The organism is Kitasatospora sp. SUK 42 (assembly GCF_015776785.2).
In the GTDB taxonomy this organism is placed as follows: Bacteria; Actinomycetota; Actinomycetes; order Streptomycetales; family Streptomycetaceae; genus Kitasatospora.
Genome location: NZ_LFMD02000002.1, coordinates 2,026,701 through 2,046,505 on the forward strand (window position 1 = coordinate 2,026,701; position 19,805 = coordinate 2,046,505).

The 19,805-nt window shown below is 71.2% G+C and carries 16 protein-coding genes, 1 tRNA gene, 1 pseudogene and 1 riboswitch; of the genes and pseudogenes, 4 read left to right on the forward strand and 14 right to left on the reverse strand.

The genetic code is table 11. The annotated features are described in order from the left end of the window. Positions 1-269: IS30 family transposase (locus RZ50_RS08820; protein WP_217680320.1), on the forward strand; the 269-nt coding region annotated here is incomplete at its 5' end. 71 nt (positions 270-340) lie between these two features. Here the strand turns inward: RZ50_RS08820 and RZ50_RS08825 are convergent. Continuing rightward, positions 341-1,840 carry an aminopeptidase P family protein gene (locus tag RZ50_RS08825; RefSeq protein ID WP_196950600.1) on the reverse strand — a complete coding sequence of 500 codons (1,500 nt, stop codon included), beginning with the start codon at positions 1,838-1,840 and terminating at the stop codon, positions 341-343. Positions 1,841-1,966: 126 nt separating this feature from the next. After that, complete coding sequence (locus RZ50_RS08830) at positions 1,967-3,448, reverse strand: PP2C family protein-serine/threonine phosphatase (protein WP_254802039.1); 1,482 nt, start codon at positions 3,446-3,448, stop codon at positions 1,967-1,969. Positions 3,449-4,067: 619 nt separating this feature from the next. On the opposite strand from RZ50_RS08830, the gene RZ50_RS08835 reads away from it, so the two are divergent. Next, positions 4,068-4,703 (forward strand): bifunctional DNA primase/polymerase, encoded by a 636-nt coding sequence (locus RZ50_RS08835; protein ID WP_196949739.1) that lies wholly within the window; start codon positions 4,068-4,070, stop codon positions 4,701-4,703. Positions 4,704-4,919: 216 nt separating this feature from the next. On the opposite strand, the gene RZ50_RS08840 is transcribed toward RZ50_RS08835, so the two are convergent. The 4 genes from RZ50_RS08840 to RZ50_RS08855 form a co-directional block, all read right to left on the reverse strand. Next, a complete protein-coding gene (locus RZ50_RS08840) occupies positions 4,920-5,903 on the reverse strand; it encodes a DUF5926 family protein (protein WP_196949740.1) in 984 nt (327 codons plus the stop codon). A gap of 136 nt (positions 5,904-6,039) precedes the next feature. Beyond that, complete coding sequence (locus tag RZ50_RS30320) at positions 6,040-6,459, reverse strand: ATP-binding protein (protein WP_374199889.1); 420 nt, start codon at positions 6,457-6,459, stop codon at positions 6,040-6,042. A gap of 406 nt (positions 6,460-6,865) precedes the next feature. Next, the gene (locus RZ50_RS08850) at positions 6,866-7,690 is read right to left on the reverse strand and encodes a glycerophosphodiester phosphodiesterase family protein (protein ID WP_196949742.1); all 825 of its coding nucleotides are present in this window, start codon (positions 7,688-7,690) and stop codon (positions 6,866-6,868) included. Between the two features lie 155 nt (positions 7,691-7,845). Next, a complete protein-coding gene (locus RZ50_RS08855; protein ID WP_196949743.1) occupies positions 7,846-9,276 on the reverse strand; it encodes a cytosine permease in 1,431 nt (476 codons plus the stop codon). Continuing rightward, positions 9,269-9,418: riboswitch (TPP riboswitch) on the reverse strand. (Overlaps the previous gene by 8 nt.) A gap of 239 nt (positions 9,419-9,657) precedes the next feature. Between RZ50_RS08855 and RZ50_RS08860 the strand changes: the two genes are divergently transcribed. Further along, a complete protein-coding gene (locus RZ50_RS08860; RefSeq protein WP_308271537.1) occupies positions 9,658-11,493 on the forward strand; it encodes a trypsin-like peptidase domain-containing protein in 1,836 nt (611 codons plus the stop codon). 63 nt (positions 11,494-11,556) lie between these two features. Beyond that, positions 11,557-11,644: transfer RNA gene (locus RZ50_RS08865), tRNA-Ser, on the forward strand. 138 nt (positions 11,645-11,782) lie between these two features. Here the strand turns inward: RZ50_RS08865 and RZ50_RS08870 are convergent. The 8 genes and pseudogenes from RZ50_RS08870 to RZ50_RS08910 all read right to left on the reverse strand — a co-directional run bounded on the left by RZ50_RS08870 (position 11,783) and on the right by RZ50_RS08910 (position 19,390). After that, complete coding sequence (locus tag RZ50_RS08870) at positions 11,783-13,072, reverse strand: site-specific integrase (protein WP_308271538.1); 1,290 nt, start codon at positions 13,070-13,072, stop codon at positions 11,783-11,785. A gap of 146 nt (positions 13,073-13,218) precedes the next feature. Then, positions 13,219-13,413 (reverse strand): AlpA family transcriptional regulator, encoded by a 195-nt coding sequence (locus tag RZ50_RS08875; protein WP_196947334.1) that lies wholly within the window; start codon positions 13,411-13,413, stop codon positions 13,219-13,221. A 193-nt stretch (positions 13,414-13,606) separates the two neighbouring features. Continuing rightward, positions 13,607-14,855: pseudogene (locus tag RZ50_RS08880) on the reverse strand (YfjI family protein). A gap of 33 nt (positions 14,856-14,888) precedes the next feature. Further along, entirely contained in the window at positions 14,889-15,578 is a 690-nt protein-coding gene (locus RZ50_RS08890; protein WP_196947335.1) for a DnaB-like helicase N-terminal domain-containing protein, read from the reverse strand. A 79-nt stretch (positions 15,579-15,657) separates the two neighbouring features. Beyond that, positions 15,658-16,101, reverse strand: a complete 444-nt coding sequence (locus tag RZ50_RS08895) for a hypothetical protein (protein ID WP_196947336.1) — start codon at positions 16,099-16,101, stop codon at positions 15,658-15,660. Between the two features lie 117 nt (positions 16,102-16,218). Further along, entirely contained in the window at positions 16,219-16,545 is a 327-nt protein-coding gene (locus RZ50_RS08900; RefSeq protein ID WP_196947337.1) for a hypothetical protein, read from the reverse strand. A gap of 348 nt (positions 16,546-16,893) precedes the next feature. Then, on the reverse strand, positions 16,894-18,114 hold the full coding sequence (locus RZ50_RS30080; protein WP_196947338.1) for a Shedu anti-phage system protein SduA domain-containing protein: 1,221 nt from the start codon (positions 18,112-18,114) through the stop codon (positions 16,894-16,896). An 82-nt stretch (positions 18,115-18,196) separates the two neighbouring features. Continuing rightward, positions 18,197-19,390 carry a DNA cytosine methyltransferase gene (locus RZ50_RS08910; RefSeq protein WP_196947339.1) on the reverse strand — a complete coding sequence of 398 codons (1,194 nt, stop codon included), beginning with the start codon at positions 19,388-19,390 and terminating at the stop codon, positions 18,197-18,199. Positions 19,391-19,805 lie beyond the last annotated feature (415 nt).

Here is a 19,805-nt window from a genome sequence, read left to right on the forward strand (position 1 = left end):
ACCAGGGCAGCGAGATGGGCCGCCACCGCGAGTTCACCCTTGCCACCGACATCCCGGTCTACTTCTGCGACCCCGCCAGCCCCTGGCAGCGCGGCTCCAACGAGAACACCAACGGCCTGCTGCGGCAGTACTTCCCCAAGGGCACCGACCTGTCGGTCCACACCCCGGAGCACCTGGCGGCCGTCGCCGACCAGCTCAACCGCCGCCCACGCAAAACGCTCGGCTGGGAAACCCCAGCCGAGCGTCTGGCTAAACTCCTCGCGGCCTAAACAACCGACCACGTGTTGCGACGACCGTTAGAAACCGCCTCGGGAGGCCGGGCCCTTCAGCGTGGTGCGGCTCAGGCGAGCGAGGCCATCCAGGCCTCGACCTCGTCGGAGCGGCGGGGCAGGCCGGCCGAGAGGTTCTCGTTGCCGTCGGCGGTGACCAGGATGTCGTCCTCGATCCGGACGCCGATGCCGCGGTACTCCTCCGGCACGGTCAGGTCGTCCTGCTGGAAGTACAGGCCGGGCTCGACGGTGAGCACCATGCCGGGCACCAGCAGGGCGTCGACGTGCTCCTCGCGGCGGGAGTGGGCGCAGTCGTGGACGTCCAGGCCGAGCATGTGGCCGGTGCCGTGCAGGGTCCAGCGGCGCTGCAGGCCGAGCTCCAGGACCTTCTCGACGTCGTACACCGAGGCGTCCAGCAGGCCCCAGGCGAGCAGCCGCTCGGCGAGGACGCGCTGCGAGGCCTCGTGGAAGTCGCGGAAGCGGGCGCCCGGCTTCACCGCGGCGATGCCGGCCTCCTGGGCGTCGTACACGGCGTCGTAGATCCTGCGCTGCAGCTCGGTGAAGCGGCCGTCGATCGGCAGGCTGCGGGTGACGTCGGCGGTGTAGAGGGTGTTGGTCTCCACGCCGGCGTCGAGCAGCAGCAGCTCGCCGGGGCGCACGTCGCCGTCGTTGCGGACCCAGTGCAGGGTGGTGGCGTGCGGGCCGGCCGCGGCGATGGTGCCGTAGCCGACGTCGTTGCCCTCGACCCGGGCGCGGCGCCAGAAGGTGCCCTCGATCCAGCGCTCCGAGGTGGCGACGGCCTGGCCCAGCTCGCGGACCACGTCGGTGAAGCCCTTGACGGTGGCGTCGCAGGCGGCACGCAGCTCGCCGATCTCCCACTCGTCCTTGACCAGCCGCAGGCCGCTCAGGAACTCCTTGAACTCGGCGTCCCCGTCGGCGTCCAGCACGTCGGCCAGGGCGGCCTCCAGACCGGCGTCGTAGCCGCGGACGATCCGGGTCGGCACGGCGGAGTCCTTGGCCTTCGCGGCCAGCTCCTCGGCGGCCTTGCGGACGTCGCGGGCCGGCAGGCCGAGCAGCTGCTCCTGCTCGCTCAGGCTGTGGCGGCGGCCGACCCACAGCTCGCCGTAGCCGTCCAGCCAGAACTCGCCGTTCTCGCGGTCGGAGCGGGGCAGCAGGTAGAGCGTGAACTCGTGGCCCGCCGCGCCGGTCGGCTCGCCGACCAGCACCGCGTCCTCGGTCTGGTCACCGGTGAGGTGCACGTACTCGCTGGAGGCGCGGAAGGCGTAGTCGGTGTCGTTGGAGCGCACCCGCAGGTTGCCGGCCGGGACGACCAGGCGCACGCCCGGGTGGGCGGCGGACAGCTCGGCGCGCCGCTCGGCCGCGTACGGGGCCTGGGCGAGGGGGGAGAGGCCGTGCAGCTCGGTGTCGGCCCAGCCGGACTTCATCGAGGCGGCCAGCTCGTCGGAGATCTCGCCGTAGAGCCCGTTCTTGCGGCCCTTGAACTCCTGCGGCTCCTCGCCGCCCTCGGCCTCGGGGTTCTCGGCCACCGCGGGGGTACGGTCCTCGGTCACGTGCAACGCCTCCTAGGGGGGTGGTACCGCCGCCCTCGGGGGGAGGTGTCGGATCGCGACACGCGCGGGCGGCCGTGCGTCCATGGTACGGACGCCCGGCCGCCCGTCTGTTCCGGGTTCGAACCGTTACTCGAAGCGGGCCGCCAGCAGCAGCAGGTCGTCGGTCGCCGTGGCGGCGTCCGGGCCCGGGCAGACGGCCAGCAGGTGGGCGCAGAGGCGGTCCGGGTCGATCCGCACGTCGCGCGGGGCGTCGGCGGCGGCCCGGCGCAGGTACGCCTGCCCCGCGTGCAGGGTCGGGCCGCAGCGGCGGGCCAGACCCTCGGTGTAGAGCAGCAGGGTGTCGCCGCGCTCGGCGGTGAACTCGACCCCGGGCGCCTCCCAGCAGGTCAGCATGCCCAGCGGGGCGGAGAGCGAGGTCTCCACGAACTCGGCGCCGTGCCGGCCGACCAGGATCGGCGGGCAGTGCCCGGCCCCGGCCAGGGTGATCCGGCGCTCCTCGGGGTCGACCCAGGCGTAGACGGCGGTGGCGGTGCGGGTCGGCTCGGTGGTCTTGAGCAGCAGCTCCAGGTCGCCCAGGACGGAGACCGGGTCCTCGCCCTCCAGCACCGCGTACGCCCGCAGCGCGGCCCGGATCCGGCCCATCGCGGCGGCCGCGCCCGCGGCGGAGCCGGGGCCCGCGCCGGGGCCGTCGCCGGAGACGGAGCCGACGGTGAGGCCGGCGGTGCCGTCCGGCAGCGGGATGGCGTCGTACCAGTCGCTGCCGCCGGAGCGGTCCAGGCCGGCCGGGAGGAGACGGGCGGCCAGCCGCAGCCCGGCGGGCTGGTGGAGCCGGTCCGGCAGCAGGCCGCGCCGCAGCGCGTCGGTGGTGCGCCGGACCCGCTCCGCCTCCAGCTGCTTGGCGAGCAGCGGGGAGGCGATCTCGCAGTAGTGGCGGGCCAGTTCGCGCTGGCACTCGCTGGGGGAGGCGGGCCGGTCGTAGAACCAGAGGGCGGAGGCGAGCGGGCCGTCCTCCGCGGTGGCGAGCGGCAGGCCGAAGGCGCCGCCGAGGCCGAGGTGGACGGCGAGTTCGCGCAGCCGGCCGCCGATGGCGGGGTCCTCGGCGAGGTCGGTGGACTGGAGCTGTTCGGGCCGGTCCTGCTCGCTCAGCAGCCGGGCGAGCAGGCTCTGCTCGGTCGGGACGGTCTCCAGCGCGCCGAGGCTGGCACGGTCCAGGCCGAAGCCGACGGGCTGGCCGGGGCCGCCGCCCGGCATCAGGGTGACCAGCACGCCGCGGCTGGCGCCGAGCAGGGCGGCGCCGGAGGCGAGGACGGCGTCCAGGGTGGCGGTGAGGCCGCGGGCACGGGCGAGCCGTTCGGTGTGCTCGTGGAGGCTGGTGATATCGGACAGACGTCCGGCCAAACGGTCCTGCACGGTGGCGGACGGCGCCGTGCGGTCGTCGGCCGCGCCGCCCGGTGCGTCGCCCGCCGTGCCGCCCGGGGTGGCCGGGGTGTCGGCGGGGCCGGGGAGGCCCGGCGGGTCGAGGACGGTGAGCCCGCCTGCGCAGCCGGGTTCGCCCAGCTCGGCGGTCATCGGCGACGGGTGGGACGTCGACGGGTGGGACTCGGTCATGCCGCCACTCCTGACGCGGTGCTACGTGCCATGCGAAACCCCCAGATGCGGCCCAGTGTGGAGCGAGCACGGCCAAAGGGCGTGTTTCGCCTCGATTCGCTACTACTCGTCATTGATCGACAGCAATGCCACCACTTCTACACAGGCCATTCGGGGCATGTCCAGATCCAGGACAACGCGGTGGCCGGTTCCACATCCATCGCGACCCGGTCGGGCGGCGTGCGGGGTTCGGCCGCGCGCCGGTCGGGTCCGGAGGCATGGAGCGGTCCGGGAACGGGCAGAACCGAGAGGTCGGGCCAGGCGGCGTCCGGATCGTATGCCCACGCCGCCCGCGCACCGGGCTGGCCGGAAGTCTCTCACTCGTACGGTGGAACCAAGCGCGCCCGGGCGGCGTCCATCCGGTCGCGTACGGGATTCTCGTTCCAAGGGCTGTTTCCAGTGCGCGGCCCTTCTCATGTCGTGCTCCACACCGTGCTCCACGCCGTAGCCGCGCCGTCCGTCGTACCGCCCGCCCCGCTCCTTCCCAGCCGGGGCCGTGTCGCCGCGGGCCCGAACGGTGGGCCCCGGCGTTGCCGGCGGGGCGGAGCGAACCGAGCGGTCAGGGAAAGGAACGAGCGCCATGCGTGAGAACCCGAAGAGCCGGTCGCAGGAGTCGTCCGCCCGGCTGGCCGCGGCCCTGACGGCCGCCGTCGACCACCGCTGGCCCGTGGTGCCGGGCGCCGTGCTGTGCGGCGGGCGCTGCTCCTGCGGCGACCCGGACTGCGTGGTGCCCGGCGCGCACCCGCACGACCCCTCGCTGCTCGCCGCCACCACGGACGCCCGGATGGTGCGCTGGTGGTGGGAGCGGCAGAGCCCGGACGCGCCGCTGCTGGCCGCCACCGGCTCGGCGGTCTCGGCGGTCAGCCTGCCCGCGGTGGCCGGGGCGCGGGCGCTGGTCTACCTGAGCGCGCTGCGGCTGCCGCTCGGCCCGGTGCTCGCGATGCCGGGCCGCTACGCGCTGCTGGTGGCCCCGTACTCGCTCGACGCACTGGGCGAGATGCTCGCCCAACTCCCCTGGGTGCCCGGGTCGTTGCGCTACCACGGGCCGGGCGGATTCCTGCCGCTGCCGCCCGGCGGTGCGGCCGGGCGGGTGCGCTGGGTGCTGCCGCCGCGACCGAGCGTGGGCGGCGGGGTCTGGCTGCCGCAGGTCGGGCCGCTGCTGGGCGAGTTGGTGGAGGCGACGGTCCGGCTGGACAGCGGACGCTCGGCGTACTGACGGGGCGGCGGTTCGCGTCGAACTTCGGCGCCCGGTCCTGCGCTCTTCCGGAAAACAAAAGATCCGGCCGCTGGCGACGGGGGATGCACCAGCGGCCGGACTCTTTAGACAGTAACAAGGATCCGCGCCCGCGCCAATTTCCAAGACGCCCTCCAGGCCCGGAAATTGCGCCTTCACGGCGACAATGTGACGCGTATCACCCGGATCCCGCTCGCTTTAGTTCAAGGTGACCTGACGGTTCACCAGGTTCGCGCGGGCGCGCCGCTCATCGGCGGTCAGCGGGGTCGCGTCGGCGAGCACCGCGGCGAGCCGGGCGCCGAACTCGGCGGCCGGCTTCTCGCAGTCGGCGGCGGTCATGGCGAGCGGGAGGTCCCACACCGGGACGGTCAGGCCGTGCGCGCGGAAGGAGCCGACCAGGCGGGTGTCCGGGCCGAGCGAGGCCTCACCGGCGGTGTCCAGCCGGGCCAGCGCGTCCAGCAGCTTCTCCTCGGACACGGTCATCACCCAGCGCAGGTGGTTCTTGTCCGGGGTGCCGCACCAGTAGGCGGAGTCGACGCTGTCGAGCTTCTCGGTCGGGATGGCCGAGGCGTTGGCGCGCTCCAGGGAGGCGGCGACCTCGCCGGTGGCGGTCTCGGCGTCCTCCAGCCAGAACTCGAAGCCGGTGTGCACGGCGGGCGTGAAGTCGGCGGCGGTGTCCAGCAGGTCCTGCAGGCGGCGGCCGCCCGGGACGGTCCGGCGGGCGGGCACCGGGTTGCCCGGCTCGGTGGCCAGGGCCAGCTCCAGGGCGTCCGCGAGGTCGCGGCTGAGGTCGCCGGAGGAGGACTGGGTCTGGAGGCCGAGCAGGATCGAGCCGTCCTGGCGGCGCAGGGCCGGCCAGGCCAGCGGCAGCACGGTGGCCAGGGTCACCGACGGGACCTCGCCGTTCGCGGTCCCGGCGACCCCGGCGGCCAGCGTCAGCGGCACGGTGGCGGCCGGCACCAGCTCGCGCAGCGCCACCCAGTCGGCCTCGCCCGGCAGGCCCTCGAACGGGCGGTGCACCAGCTCCTGCACCGCGTGCGAGGCCTCCCGGCCGTGGCAGGCCTTGTACCGGCGGCCCGAGCCGCAGGGGCAGTCCTCGCGGGCCCCGACCACGGGGATCTCGCCCGTGACGGCGGTGGTGGACTGGCGCTGCGGCGCCTTCTTGGCGGCCTTCTTGCCCATGGTGCGGCTCTCCCGGGGAACGGTGGTCTTTGCTCCGGGGAAGCCTACTGAGATTGCCCGGGCGCGCGGGAACGCGCCGGGGCGGGCCTCGTACGGACGTGCCGCGGGGCCCGTCCTGCGCGCGTCGCCGCGCGTCCTACGCGCTGCGCGCGTCACCGCCCGTGCGCCGGGCGTGCCGGGCGCGCGCGGGCAGCGCCGCCCAGACCGTCACCTCGCCGGGCGCGTCGCGCACGCCCCAGTCGCTGGCCAACTGGTCGACGATGTCCAGGCCGCGGCCGCCGCGCGAGGTCAGCGAGGGGCTGGCGGGCAGCGGCCGGGTGGTCGCGCCGCCGTCGGTGACCTCCAGGGTGAGCACGCCGTCGGCGTGCATCTGCCAGCGGACCAGCACCCCGCCGTCCGGCTCGGCCGCGTCCTCCTCGTGCTCCCGGCCGCCGGTCGGGGAGTGCGTCCCGGAGGGGACGCCGACCAGCAGCTGGTCCACCAGCCCGGTCCGGGAGCCCCGGACGAGGGCCGGCAGCGGGCCGAGCGGACGGGCGTATCGACAGGCGTTGCTCAACAGTTCGGAAAGGATCAGAACAGCATCATCGATGACCGGTTCCGGTATCTGCCGGTCACCCAGATCTCGACGCAGTCGGCGCCGTGCGACCCCGACACTCGCTGGGCCGTGCGGCACTGCCATGGTCGATGAAGTCGGCACTTCACGCGCCACCATCAACGCCACCCCCGGACCTCCTTCAGCGTATGCCGAGGGATGGATGCCCCTTGGTAATGCGTCGGAAACGACCATCCGGGGATCCCGCGAGTCCATTTCCGGCAGCGCGACCCAGGGTCGACAAGAGGTCATTCCGTGCTCACCCTCTGTCGCCCGAGTGCAATAATTCCGGCAATAACGTGCGCGGAAGGTTTGACTGCCGACGAGAGCGATCAGGCTGAACCGGTACGGCCGCCGACCCGGTGACGGATCACCGGCCGAGCTGTGCCAGGACCTCCGCGGGCCGGTTGGTGATGATCGCGGACACCCCGAGCTCCAGGCAGAGCTCGACGTCGGCCGGCTCGTCCACCGTCCACACGTGCACCTGGTGCCCCAGCTCGCGCAGCCTGGTCACCAGCTGCGGCCGGGCCCGGACCAACTCGATGCCCGGCCCCGCGATCCGCGCCCCGCCCGGTAGCGGGGAGCCCTCGCGCAGCCGGCCCAGCAGCGGCAGCATCCGCTCGAACAGGAACACCCGGCGGTACTGCGGCGAGGTGGCGGCGACCCGGTTCAGCGCGATCGAGGAGAAGCTCATGATCCGGGCGGACGGGCGGTCGCCCTCCTGGGCCGCGCCGATCCTGAACCGCTCCAGCATCCGCAGCAACTCGGCCTCCACCCGGCCGCGGTAGCGCACCGGGTGCTTGGTCTCGATCGCGAGGTCCACCGGGCGGCCGCACTCCACCACCAGCTCCAGCAGGCGCTCCAGCCGCAGCACGCCGCGCAGTTCGGGGTCGGTGCTGGGGCGGCCGGTCTTCCAGGCGCCGAAGTCGTACGCCTCCAGCTCGGCGAGCGTCATCGCGGAGACGGTGCCCTGGCCGTTCGACACCCGGCGGATCCGGCGGTCGTGCACGCAGACCAGCTGGCCGTCGGCCGTGACCCGGACGTCGCACTCGACCGCGTCGGCGCCCTCGTCGAGCGCGCGCCGGTAGGCCGCGAGGGTGTGCTCGGGCAGCGCGTGGGAGGAACCGCGGTGGGCGATCACCTGGACGGGCGGCGCGGTGCGCGCCGCCGCCGAGGACAGGTCTGGGCTGGTCACGGCCCCAACGATAGGTGGCGGAGGTGACGCGGAGGCGAAGACGGTCCCAACCTGCGGGACCGTCTTCGCCTCCCCGGCCTCGGCGGCGCCGCCCCGAGCGTCGCCCCGAGCGTTGCTCAGGGGTGCTGCTCAGGGGTGCCGCTCGGGGGTGCTGCTCAGGCGTGCGCGGTGCGCCGGGTCAGCGGGGTGAGCGCCCAGGTGGCCAGAGCCGGCACCAGGAAGGCGAACAGCGAGGCGGAGGTCCACTCCTGCGGGGTGAAGTGCAGCGCCTCCTGGACGGAGGTCCAGGCGTCCGTCCACCAGCCCGCGACCGGCGTCGGCGCGATGACCTGGTAGACCACGAAGCCCAGCAGCCACGGCAGCAGCATCAGCCAGCGGGACGGCGCCCGCTCGGAGAGGTCCCAGCCGTGCCGGCCGGCGCCGAAGAAGTAGTCCACCGCCAGCACCGCCAGCAGCGGCACGAACACCGAGCCGATCAGGCCGAGGAAGTTGCTGTAGGTGTCGGTGAACTTGTCGATCTGCAGCGCCAGCACGGTGGTCAGCACGCCGATCCCGCCGCTCAGCACCCGGCGGTCCACCTTCGGCAGCAGGTTCTGGATCGACATCGCGGTCGAGTACACGTTGGCGAAGGACTGGTCGGTCTCGCGCAGCACCAGCACCAGCAGGAACAGCCAGCCCGCCCAGACGCCGAGGAAGGAGTCGAAGATCCGGCTCGGGTCGCCGTCGGACTGCAGCAGCGCCATCAGGCCCAGCACGTAGCACCAGACCTGGGCGACGGTGTAGCCGGAGAAGCTGCCCCAGAAGGCCGAGCGCGCGGTGCGCGAGTGCCGGGTGTAGTCGGCGGCCATCGGCACGAAGGAGATCGACACCGCGATCATCGCGTCGGTGGCGCCCAGGAAGCCGTGCCAGTTGCCCGCGCCAGGGTCGGGCACGCCCTGGCGGCCCAGCTGGACGGTGAAGTACACCATCGCGACCGCGACCGCCCCGGCCACGAAGCGGCGCAGCACCGCGATCGCGCCCAGCGGCCAGATGGTCAGTGCGGTGGTCAGCGCGCCCGCGAGCAGCACGAACAGCCAGCGGTAGCCGGTGGTGTGGGCGACGGTCTGCGCGCCCGCCGAGATGGTCAGCAGCTCGAACACGCCCCAGCCGATGCACTGGACGATGTTCAGTACGGTCGGCAGGTACGACAGCCGGGTGCCGAACAGCCCGCGCAGGTTGGCCATCGCGGGGGCACCGGTGCGGGCGCCGATCAGCGCGGCCACGCCGAGCATCGCGGTGCCGACCGCCGTACCGGTCACGATCGCGGTCACCGCGGCGGCCAGCGACAGCTCGCTGCCCCGGGCGCCGAGCACGGTGGCGGCGGTGGAGAAGCCGATCAGGCTGACGCCGAGGTTCATCCAGAGCGCGAAGTGGTCCCGGAAGCGCAGGGTGCGGGGCGGCTCGGTGTCCAGCACCAGCGGCGCCTCGACGCGCTCGTCGAGCACCGCGGTGGCGGTGGCCGTGTCGGTGGCCGTGGCCGCGTTCGGTTCGGGGAAATCCTTGGACGCGGGCGCGCCCGGAGAAGAGGATGGCGAAGCAGGCGGCATGGCCGATACTCCCTACGCCGGCATTACCCGGACAGGTTCCGGCGGTCAGCGCCCCCTCGACGGTCCGCCGGCGGCTCGCCTGGCGGTACGGTCGACATGCGCACTCTCAGCCTGGTCGGTCCAAGCTCCCGCGTGTCAGTTAGGAGCGTCAGGCTAACCGGCACGGGGACGAACGCCAAAGGGCGGGAGGCCGCGGTCCGCCTCGCGGACGCCCGGTGGGGGGTTGGGGAGCCCTCGGTCGTGCCCGGTCTTGTCCGGTCGTGTCCGGTCGTCGGCGCCGGTTAAGGATTCTTATGAGTTATTCAGAGGGGTCCTTACGGCAATCGAATCGGCAGTGCGAAAAACTATGGTCCTTGGTTCAGTCAGCTATGGAGGTCGTCCGTGAGCACCGAGCGCGAGGTTGGGCCCACCGGGCCGCAGGGGGAGCAGCCCGCGGGGGCCCGGGAGGCGGCCGGCACCGCTTCCGAGGGCACCGCTCAGGGCGGCCACACGCCGACGATGGCGTTCAGCCGGGTCCCGGAGCCCGAGACGGCCGAGGCCGCTCCGGCCCCGGTCGCCGATGCCGCCCCGTCCGCCGAGGCCGCTCCGGCCCCGGTCGTTGACGCGGCCCCGGTCGCCGAGGCCGCTTCGGCGGAGGGTGGGCACCGGCCCACCGTGGCCTTCACCAAGGTCCCCGCGCCGGAGGCTCCGGCCGCGCCCGCCGCGGAGGAGCCCGCCGTCGACCCGGCCACCGGCTACATCGACGCCCCGCCGCCGGTTCTGCCGCCCGCGCCGCCCGCCGCCCCGCCTGCTGCCCCGGCGGCCGCCCCCGCCGCGGCCCTGCCGTCGGGTGCCAACCCGTACGCGACCCCGACCCACGGCGTCCCGGCCACCGGTGCGCAGGAGTCCTACGGCGCCCAGGAGCCCTACGGCGCTCCGGCCGTTGCCGCCCCCGCCGCGCACGGGCACCACCCGTTCGGCGCCGGCCAGCCGCTCGGCGGCTGGGGCCCCGCCCATGACGCCACCTCCGGCGGCGCGGGCTACCCCGGCGGCCCGAACGGCCCGCTCGGCTACCCGGCCGACTACCCCGGCGGTCCGACCGGCCCCGGTGGCCCGCGCCGCAAGCGCGGCGGCCTGGTCGCCCTGCTCGCGGCCGTGGCCCTGGTCGCCGGTGTGGCCGGCGGCGCGCTCGGCGTGGTCGCCACGAACCACACCAACAGCAGCAGTGCGGCGGACGACCACCGCAGCACCACCGTCCAGGCCAGCAACACCCAGAAGAACGAGCCCGTCCCCGGTTCGATCGCCGCCATCGCGCAGAAGGCGCTGCCCAGCGTCGTCACCATCAAGGCGCAGGGCAGCACCGAGTCGGGCACCGGCACCGGTTTCGTCTTCGACACCGAGGGCCACATCCTCACCAACAACCACGTGGTCGCGCCGACCCTCAACGGCGGCAAACTGACCGTCAAGTTCTCCGACGGCACGTCCTACAGCGCCTCGGTGCTGGGCCACGCCGAGGGCTACGACGTCGCCGTGGTCAAGATCGACAACCCGCCGAAGAGCAAGCTGGCGCCACTGCCGCTGGCCGACTCCGACAAGGTCAACGTCGGGGACGCGACCGTCGCGATCGGTGCGCCGTACGGCCTGGAGTCCACCGTCACCAGCGGCATCGTCAGCGCCAAGGACCGCCCGGTCGCCTCCGGGGACGAGACCGGCTCGCAGGCCTCGTACATGAACGCCCTCCAGACCGACGCCTCGATCAACCCCGGCAACTCCGGTGGCCCGCTGCTCGACTCCAGCGGTTCGGTGATCGGCATCAACTCGGCGATCCAGTCCAACGCCTCCGCCAACGGCCGGGCCGGCAGCATCGGCCTGGGCTTCGCCATCCCGATCAACCAGGCCAAGTGGGTCGCGGACACCCTGATCAAGACCGGCAAGCCGGTCTACGCCAAGCTCGACGTGCTGCGCAACGACGACTACAAGGGCGACGGCGCGCAGATCCAGACCCGCGACATCCAGGGCCAGCCGGCCGTCACCCCCGGCGGCGCGGCGGACAAGGCCGGCCTCAAGCCGGGCGACGTCATCACCAAGCTCGGCGGTGCCCCGATCGAGAACGGCCCCGCCCTGGTCAGCCGGATCTGGACGCACAAGCCGGGCGAGACCGTGGACGTCGAGTACACCCGCAACGGCCAGACGTTCAACACCAAGGTCACCCTCGGCCAGCGCGACGGCGACCAGTGACCCTGGCGCACACGGAATCGTGTGCGCCGAACCCCGCCGGACCCGTTAGGCTGACCTCCGCCTGGAGAGCTGCCCGAGCGGCCTAAGGGAACAGTCTTGAAAACTGTCGTGGCGTGACCCGTCACCGTGGGTTCGAATCCCACGCTCTCCGCTGGTGGGGAAAGCTCTGATCAGAGCGGGTATCGGCTATATGCCGATACCCGCTCTTTTCGATTCCGTCCCGGGCTGTCCCACCCGGATACCCCTCCAGACCACCCTGTGTGGAACGCCCGTGGAACGGATTCGGGCCCTACGCGGCAGGCTCCTCGCCGTCGAGGAACCGCTTGATCAGGCCATTCGCGCGCTCCTGCCGCCCGTTGATGACCTTTGCGTAGAACCGGAGCAGGACCGCCACGCTGTGCCCCGCCCGCCGGGCCACCTCGGTCTGGTCGACACCGGCCGCCAGCCACCCGGAGACGGCGGTGTGGCGGCATGAGTACGGCACCTCGGCGAGCTTGGTCTTCAGCTCCTTTGGGGTGAGGGCGATTTCCCGGGCCCGCTTCCAGACGGCCGCGGTCTCCTTGGTCAGCAGCCGCCCGCCCCGCGCCGCCCGGAACAGCCGGCCGTCCGGTGCCACCCCGTACGCGTCGACGTGCTCGCGGATCAACTGGACCAGCACGGGCGGGATCGGCACCTCCCGGGTGGCATTCCGGGCCCGCCGCTTGAGGCCGCGCTCCTCGTGCGACTGGCCGTCATCCGTCCAGCGCGAGCCGACCCGGGGCGAGCTGCTGCCGAGCACCAGCTCGCCCCACCCGCTCTCCGGCAGGGTGCAGTCGACCAGCCGCAGGTTCGTCGCCTCGGCCGGCCGCGTGGCGGCGTACAGGATGCACCCGTAGAACGCCCGCAGGTGCCGCCCCCGGGCCGAGACCTGCCCGGCGGCGTCCAGCAGCGCGCGGCCCTGCGCCGGGCTGGGCACCCATCGGAAGTCGATCTCGTCGCTCGTGGCCGGCGGTGTCCAGTCGACGAACTGGAGGGGGTTGCTGGGAAGCCGTCGGCGCTCGACCGCATACCGCAGGGCGTTGTTGAAGACCATCCGCTTCCGGGTGAGCGTGGTGTCTGCGGCGACGCTCCCGTCCAGCAGCCGGGCGATGGCCTCCAGTCTGCGGCGAACGTTCTCGGCGTCCTCCAACTGGCCCAGAGGGATGGATTTCTTGGTCACCCAGGCCAAGGCTGAAGTGATCTCCTCGGGCGGCTCGGCCAGGTGCTCGGAGAAGTTGAACGCCCAGCAGGAGAGCGCACGGCGGAGAACCTTTCGGTCCGGCTTCCCGCGACGATCCGTCACCAGCGCCTCGGTGAGCGTGGCCAGGGCATCCGCCCGGGTGGCGCGGTTCTTCGCGGACGAGCGCGTCCACTTCGCCTCGGCGTACTCCTTGGCGTGGGCGAACCACGACACCTGGTTCAGCTTCCGGAACTCGGACGCGGGCAGTCCGGTCTCGGTCTCGAACTGCTCGCCCTTGCGCATGGCGGTCAGCAGTTCCGCCCGCCGGCCGTCGGCGAGCGGGAAGGTGGCGAAGGTCGCGGAGTGGGGGTTCTTCCCCACGCGCCAGCGGAGTTGGTGCGGCCGTCGACCGCGTCCGAGATCGCGGATGGCGTGGATCTGGACGTCGTAGGTGAGCAATCGGGCGCCAGAAAGAGAGCAGCCCCCGGCCGATCGGCCGGGGGCTGCGAGGGAAGGGCGGGCGCGGGTCAGGCGGCGGCGTTCTGCTCCTGCGCGGCCCACCAGGCGTCGAGGTCGCTGCGGCGCACGCGGATCTGCTGGTTGGGGAGCTTGATGAGCTTCGGGGCCTTCCCGCGGGCGACCATGCGGTAGAAGGCGGAGCGGGACATCTCCAGCTCTTCGAGGACGGCGGCGAGCTTGAGCTTCGGGTCCTGCGTGGGCATAGCGGCGACTCCATCGGCGGGTGCGAATGGTGGTTGCGGAGTGTTACCGGCCCTCTCGCGTACGGAGGCGGAGGGCGGAAATCGTCAGGGATGTCAGGGAAAATCGCTGACCTGCGGCTTTGACTCCTGGCAGGGCGTCAGGGATTGTCAGGGATGTCAGGGAAATTCGGCTTTTCCCTGACATCCCTGACGGCTATGGGGCCTCGACCCCGTCCGTGGGGGTGTTCACGGCCGGGTGGACACGGAACGTGATGGCCGGGGCTCGGCCACGCTGACCGCCGGCGGGCGGCTGGTCGGTGCGGAGCCAGCCGTGCTGTTCGAGCAGAGCGAGGGCCGGTTCGACGTCGGCGACCTTCTTGAAACGGCGGCTGCTGGCGACGGCGTCGTGGGCCTTGATGTGGGTGCGGTGGGTGTCGTCCTTCTTCGGGCGCCGGAGCCACTGGAGGAGGGCGTGGGCGTCCTCGGTGGCGGGGTCGGCGGCGATGAGGTCGAAGACGGCGAGGGTGTGGGCGGTGTAGTACTCGGCGGCCCGGTCGACGGTGGCGGCCTCGACGGGTGCGCGCCAGTCGCCGTTGACGTGGTCGGCAAGGCGGAGCAGGACAGCGACGCGGGCGATGTGGCCGACCAGCTTGCCGGCCCAGTCCTTGATGTGGGCGAGCGGCTCGTCCGGGCGGAGCTGGACCTCGAACTTCTCCTGCAGCTTCTCCACGGCGAGGTCGGCGGCCTCGGTCATCTTGACGGTGACCGGCTCGTCGAGGGCGGTGAGCGTGTGCAGGAGCGTGGTGAGGCGCAGGTCGTAGGCGGAGGCGACCTGTTCCGGGACGGGCGTGGTGCGGATCTTGCGGTAGCCGAGGTTGGACGGCGGCAGGGAGTACAGGAAGCGGGCGAGCAGGCCCCGGTCCCGGGCACCGGGGGCTGCGCCGAGCTCCTGCAGGACGGCGGGCTGCGGGGTGACACCGATCGTCAGCGCGGGCTTGTCGACGGTGGGCTGCTCGCGGGTGATCCGGTCGGCCTGCAGGCGCTCGCCCTTGTGGGCCTGGAGGAACACGCCGAGGTTGGGCTTGCTGCTGTAGCGGCCGACGATGCTGTCGAACGTCGCCCTCGGGGGAGAGCGCGGCCAGGCAGCGGTGGACGCCGAGCTGGTGGGTGACGGTCTCGGGGGTGATGTCCCCGGACAGGGTGAGGCGCGGGCTTGGCGGGACGACGATCTCGTCGGCGAGCATCCGGGCGCCGGCGATCTCGGCGACCAGGTGCGCGCGGTCGAGGTCGGGGTTCTTGCGGGCCTTGGCCATGAGGGCGTCGACCTCGGCGAGCGCGGTCTCCTTGGCGGTCTCGGCCTCGATGATCCGGGCCCGGGCATTGGTGCGCAGTTCGTCCTCGACGCGGTAGATCGGTGCGGTCATGGTCGCGGAGACGTCGGACTTGCGGCTGGCCGGCGGCATCGCGCACACCAGGTAGAGGTTTGACTGCTCGCGCTAGCCGGGCCGGATCTCCACCCCGACCCGCCCGCCGGCGGCCGTCGACAAGGCGGCGAGGGCCATGGTGGCGGCCATGTCGGGCGGGGTCTGGGTGAACTCCGCCACAGCCTCGACGTACCCGCCGACCCACTTCGGCAGGGCGCGGACGGGGAAGGTCGGCAGCGTCCCGTGGGAGCCGAGCGGAACAGGGTCGAGCCAGCTCTCGCCGGTGGCGAGGTCGGCGAGCGCGGCTAGGGCGGCGGCGCGCACGTCGTCCAGGTCGGCCCCACCGTCGCCGGCCATGTGGGCCAGGCGGCTGGTCGCGGTGTTGATCCGGCGGCGCTCGGCGGCGACGCGCACGATCTCGGCGTAGTAGTCGCCGTTCGCCGCGGTCGGAGTGGCCTCTACGCAGGCGTGCAGGTAGCTGGGCCCGCCGATGCGCACGAGGTCGCCCTGCGCGCGCAGGACACCGGTCAGCAACAGCGGGTCCACCGGGCGCTCGCCGTCGGCCATGAGGGTGATGGCGCGCCAGATGGTCTCGTGCGCAGGGTGGTAGAACGCGCCGGGGCCGCCGAGCTGGGCGGCCAGCGCGGGGATCTGGACGGGGTCGAGCAGGGCGGCGCCGATGACGGCCTGTTCGGCGGCCTTGACCTCGGCGGGTTCGGGCCGGAACGGGATCACGTTCGGGTGCGCGGGCTCGGTGCTCAACGAAGCTCCTTTCGTGCGGAGCAGGGCGGCCCGAGCCACGGAAGACGTCGGGCGCAGACCGCCCAACGGTTGTGGGAGGTCAGATGTCGAGCGGGACCTGGTCGTCGTCCTCGGTGGACCGGGCCGCGGCGGCCAGGTCCTCAACCGCAGGGTAGGCGGTCGCCGAGGCGTCCTCGCCGAGCAGGGGAGGCTCGGTGGCCCGATCGGTCAGGAGGGCGTCGACGGCGGCGGCGATGCTGGTGGGAGTGGCGACCAAGGCGAGGACCAGGGGCTGCTCGTTGGAGAGACGGCCGTCGCTGGTGCCGCGCATCCACAGCCAGCCGGTGACCTGGTTCCAGAACAAGCCCAGGCCGTGCGGGTGGCCAGCGGCCTTGGCGCGGTCGTTGTCGAGCTGGATGAAGATCTCGGCGAGCATCTGCTCGCCGTCGTCGTTGCAGTATTGGGCGAACGACTCGGGACGGTCGGCGCTGGCGCCGAGCGCGGTCAGGACGTCCTTGAAATACAGGGCGTGAGGGTCGGCCATGTGCTGGTCCCTTCAGGGAGGTACGGATCCGGTCTGTCCGGTCCCCGCGCCGCCCGCGCCCCCGGGCCGTCGGCTGCGGCGGGGGTGCGGACGGCACGGCCGACCGGGCGGGCCGGGTCAGTCCTGGTCGGTCTCGCAGGTGCCGTCGCAGTCGTAGAAGCCGCAGCCGCCGCACTCGGGGCAGCGGTCGTGGTTAACGGTGACGACGTCGCAGGCGTCGTCGTCCCAGACCTCGTCCTCGTAGCCGCCTCCGGTGCCGTGGCAGCCCTCGCACGTCTCGGTGTGACCGGGCTTCGGGCCTGCGGCCCGCTCCTCCTCGGCGCGGCGCTGTTCGTCGGCGACGTCGAGGGCGATCTCGTACGCCTTCTCCTCGGCGCGGGTCGGCCCGTCGATGTCGCTGCAGTCGTCCCAGGTGTCGTACGGGTCGTCGTCCTCGGTGGTCATTCGGGCCTCCTTCAGGCGGTGTCGGCCCGGTCGGCCTCCCGCTCGGCGCCGCGCGGTCGCGAATCTTGATGCTCTTGAAAGACGTTGAGTCCATCGAGAACGTCAGGCTCGGAGCCGACATGCCGGCCGGGGCCGTGTAAGGGTCCATGGCCTACCCGCAGCAGAGGTACATGATCTCCGGCTGGTCGGCGCGGGATGCTTCCTTCTTGAGGCCTGCACCGCGACAAGCACAAGCTCATTTGGCGATTGGTAGGGGCGGGCTGTCGATGTTGCCGATCTGCCCGCCCCCGCTGGTGTTCCATCGAAGGGATGCTGCGGTCATGGGGTTAGTTACAGGGCATCCGTACTTCACCCTCGGAGAGTTCGAACCAGTTGATCTGCCTGAGCAAGCAGTTGATCGTACGTGATGACGGTAATGCTGTGAAGCCTTGCATTGAGCCCATGAAGAGCCCGAAGTTGTGCAATAGACCACTCTGTCGAGCGTCCGATCACAATGACTGCACGAGGGTGATAGGCAATGATCTCTGGGTGGTCCAGTAGGCCTGTAGCAGCTGCCTCATGCAAGCGATCTAGGTATCGATGGCATTGCCCGATCGCCTTCGACGTATCGGCGGACCAGTAGTAAGACTTATGGGTCTCGTCATACTTTATGGCATCCATGTCTGGGCGCTTGAGCTCGTAGATGTCTCTTAGGCCATTTGCCGTTTGGCTCAGCAGGCCATCTACGGAATCGCCGCGAGTAATGTTGCGGACTGAATCTTGGATGACATAAATATTGCCAAATGCCCATCCGTAGCGTTGGCACCATTCCTGGTAGCGCTGCTCGCGCAGGCTGGGATCGGAGAGCATGGTCCTGAGCTCGTCGGTTGCTCTCTCAAGATCGGCTAGGCGGAGGCTGGTTTGGATTCCCCGCAGAATCTCGGCGCCGTTCAGTCCGCCGGCCAAGGCCTCAAGGATCTCTGGATCAGCAATAATGGGCGCGACCGCTTGGCTGATCACGGTCGGGTCGACTGCTGATAGGTCGATCGTCGAGCCATCAAGCCGCAAGAGGAGTAGGCCGCTTTGGGGCTGCAGGGCACCAGGGAGGGCGTCCTCCCTGCTGGTGCCAGGGATACTTTGTGGATCGGTGGTTAGCGTATCGCGCTCGAACGATCCGAATTGTTCTTCGACAAGGTCCAGGAGTGCGAGGCCGAAGCTGTCGTCGAGTCTCGTGCAGCCGTATCGAAGGCCCCAGGTTGTCCCGTCTGCTCCCTGTTGGATGAGTAGCGTAGGCCGCTTCATATTCCAGGTTGCACGCTTGCAGGCATGCATCATCGACGGGTCCTGGTCTGTGCGAAGGATGACCGGGATTGCGAACTTTGCAGCTATCGCGCGGGCTGACTGCGTTACGCGCGTATACAGATTCCCATCCTTATTGGCATGGGCTGCGTAGGTTGCTGCGGGTTCCAAATTTAGGAGAGGCGCAAGAAAATGCTCAAGAGCACGATACTTCTTCACGCTAGGCGCCGAGTGATTGGGAACGTCGTTCAGGATCTCGCTCAGGCCCGCCAGGTTCTCCTCGACTGTCACACTGGTAGCCTACTTGGCCGTGCGACAGTCGAGGGGCGCGTCGAGTTCACAGCATCCGGCGCTGCCGTGGCAGCTCGTCGCACTATGCTGCGATGGGTGCCATGTGCTCTGAGTGTGACTTGAGCGCGATAGCGAAGGCCTCGTCGTACCGCAACCGACTCTTGAGGAGCCGGTTGTAGAAGCCAGTAGTCGCCCGATAGCTGAGCGGCGACACGCCATCAGCGGCTACGACGTCAAGCAGATGCTGATAGGGGTGGCGTTCCGGCCACAGGCCGATGTCTACAGCCCAGCGATGCTGGCCATCACCCCAGGCAGCTGTGGGCCAGCGCGACCCTGTCGGGAGAAGAAGCTCTGGCACGTCGAGGGGCTCGCCCGGATCGACGAGCCGACGGCCGACCCAGCGGGCAACACCGACAGTCACAGCGTTCCCCACGAGCTTCCAGCGGTTCCCGGCGCGACCATGCTGCTGCGCCGCCTCAGTCCACCCTCTCGGGAAGCCTTGCAGGGCCTCGGCATCCTCGATAGTGGGTGTGACAATCGCCCTGCCAACTGGAGCGTTCGGGATCCAGAGCGCGGGCGAGGACGGGATACCCAGGCCTGATCCGCCCTTCAGCGTGGGCAGCGCGTCTTGAGCCCACCCCAGTCCGGTGTTGCCTTCCGTCCAGTAAAAACCGTACGCGTCCTGGTGGTACTGAGTGGGGTCCCACTCAAAGGCCTCGTCGGCGAACAGGACCTGGCGCGGGTCCTTGTAGTTAGCCCCCTTCTTGGAAGCGACGAGGATCACCCGTTGGCGGCGCTGAGGCACGCCGGTAAAGCGCGAGTCGACAAGACGGTACGCCCAGCAGTAGTCGAGGCGCTCGAACTCCTCGACGAGGTAGTTCATGGCTTGGCCGCGGTCGAGTGCCAGCATGTTGCGCACGTTCTCGACGACGACCCACGTTGGCGACGCCTTCTCAAGCAGCTCGAAGAGGTGCTTCACAAGACCGCTGGCGGCACCGTGGATGCCGGCGGTACGCCCTGCTTGCGAGAGGTCGGTGCAGGGGAATCCGGCAGTGACCACGTCCACGGGCGGCAAGCTCTTCAGCGTTGAGATGTCGTCGTGGAGCTCCACTTCGGGGAAGTGCTGGCGGAGGACGGCTTGCGCTGCGGGCCAGATCTCGCACAGCAGCTCGGTTCGCATCCCCGCCGCAGCAAGGCCCCGTTCCACGCCTCCGATGCCGGCGAAGAGCCCGGCTACAGAGAGTGGTGGGTCAAGGGGGGTGATGGGTGCCGACATGTTCAAGATGATCCCATGTCCAATCTAGACATCCGAATGAGAGACAGTGCTGGTTGTCGCATCGCGAGACCTGCGGAGATGCGCTGCTGCCAACTGGTAGGTGGGAGCCGAGCCAGCCGGTGGGCACGACCTGTGACGTCGGCTGTGATGCAGGCCACGGAACGGCCGTGGAACGCTGGGCCTAGAAGGCTGCGGGCCGCTATGCTCCGTCGCAGGCCAAGCGACATGCCAAAGGCGGCGCGCCAAATAATCTTGAAAACTGTCGTGGCGTGACCCGTCACCGTGGGTTCGAATCCCACGCTCTCCGCCGGTAGGAGAACCACACCTGCTCAGGGCGGGTGCCGAGATCGTTCGGCACCCGCCCTCGGTGCGTTCCGGCGCGGATTCCCCCCGGCCGGGGTGGCCCAACCGGCCC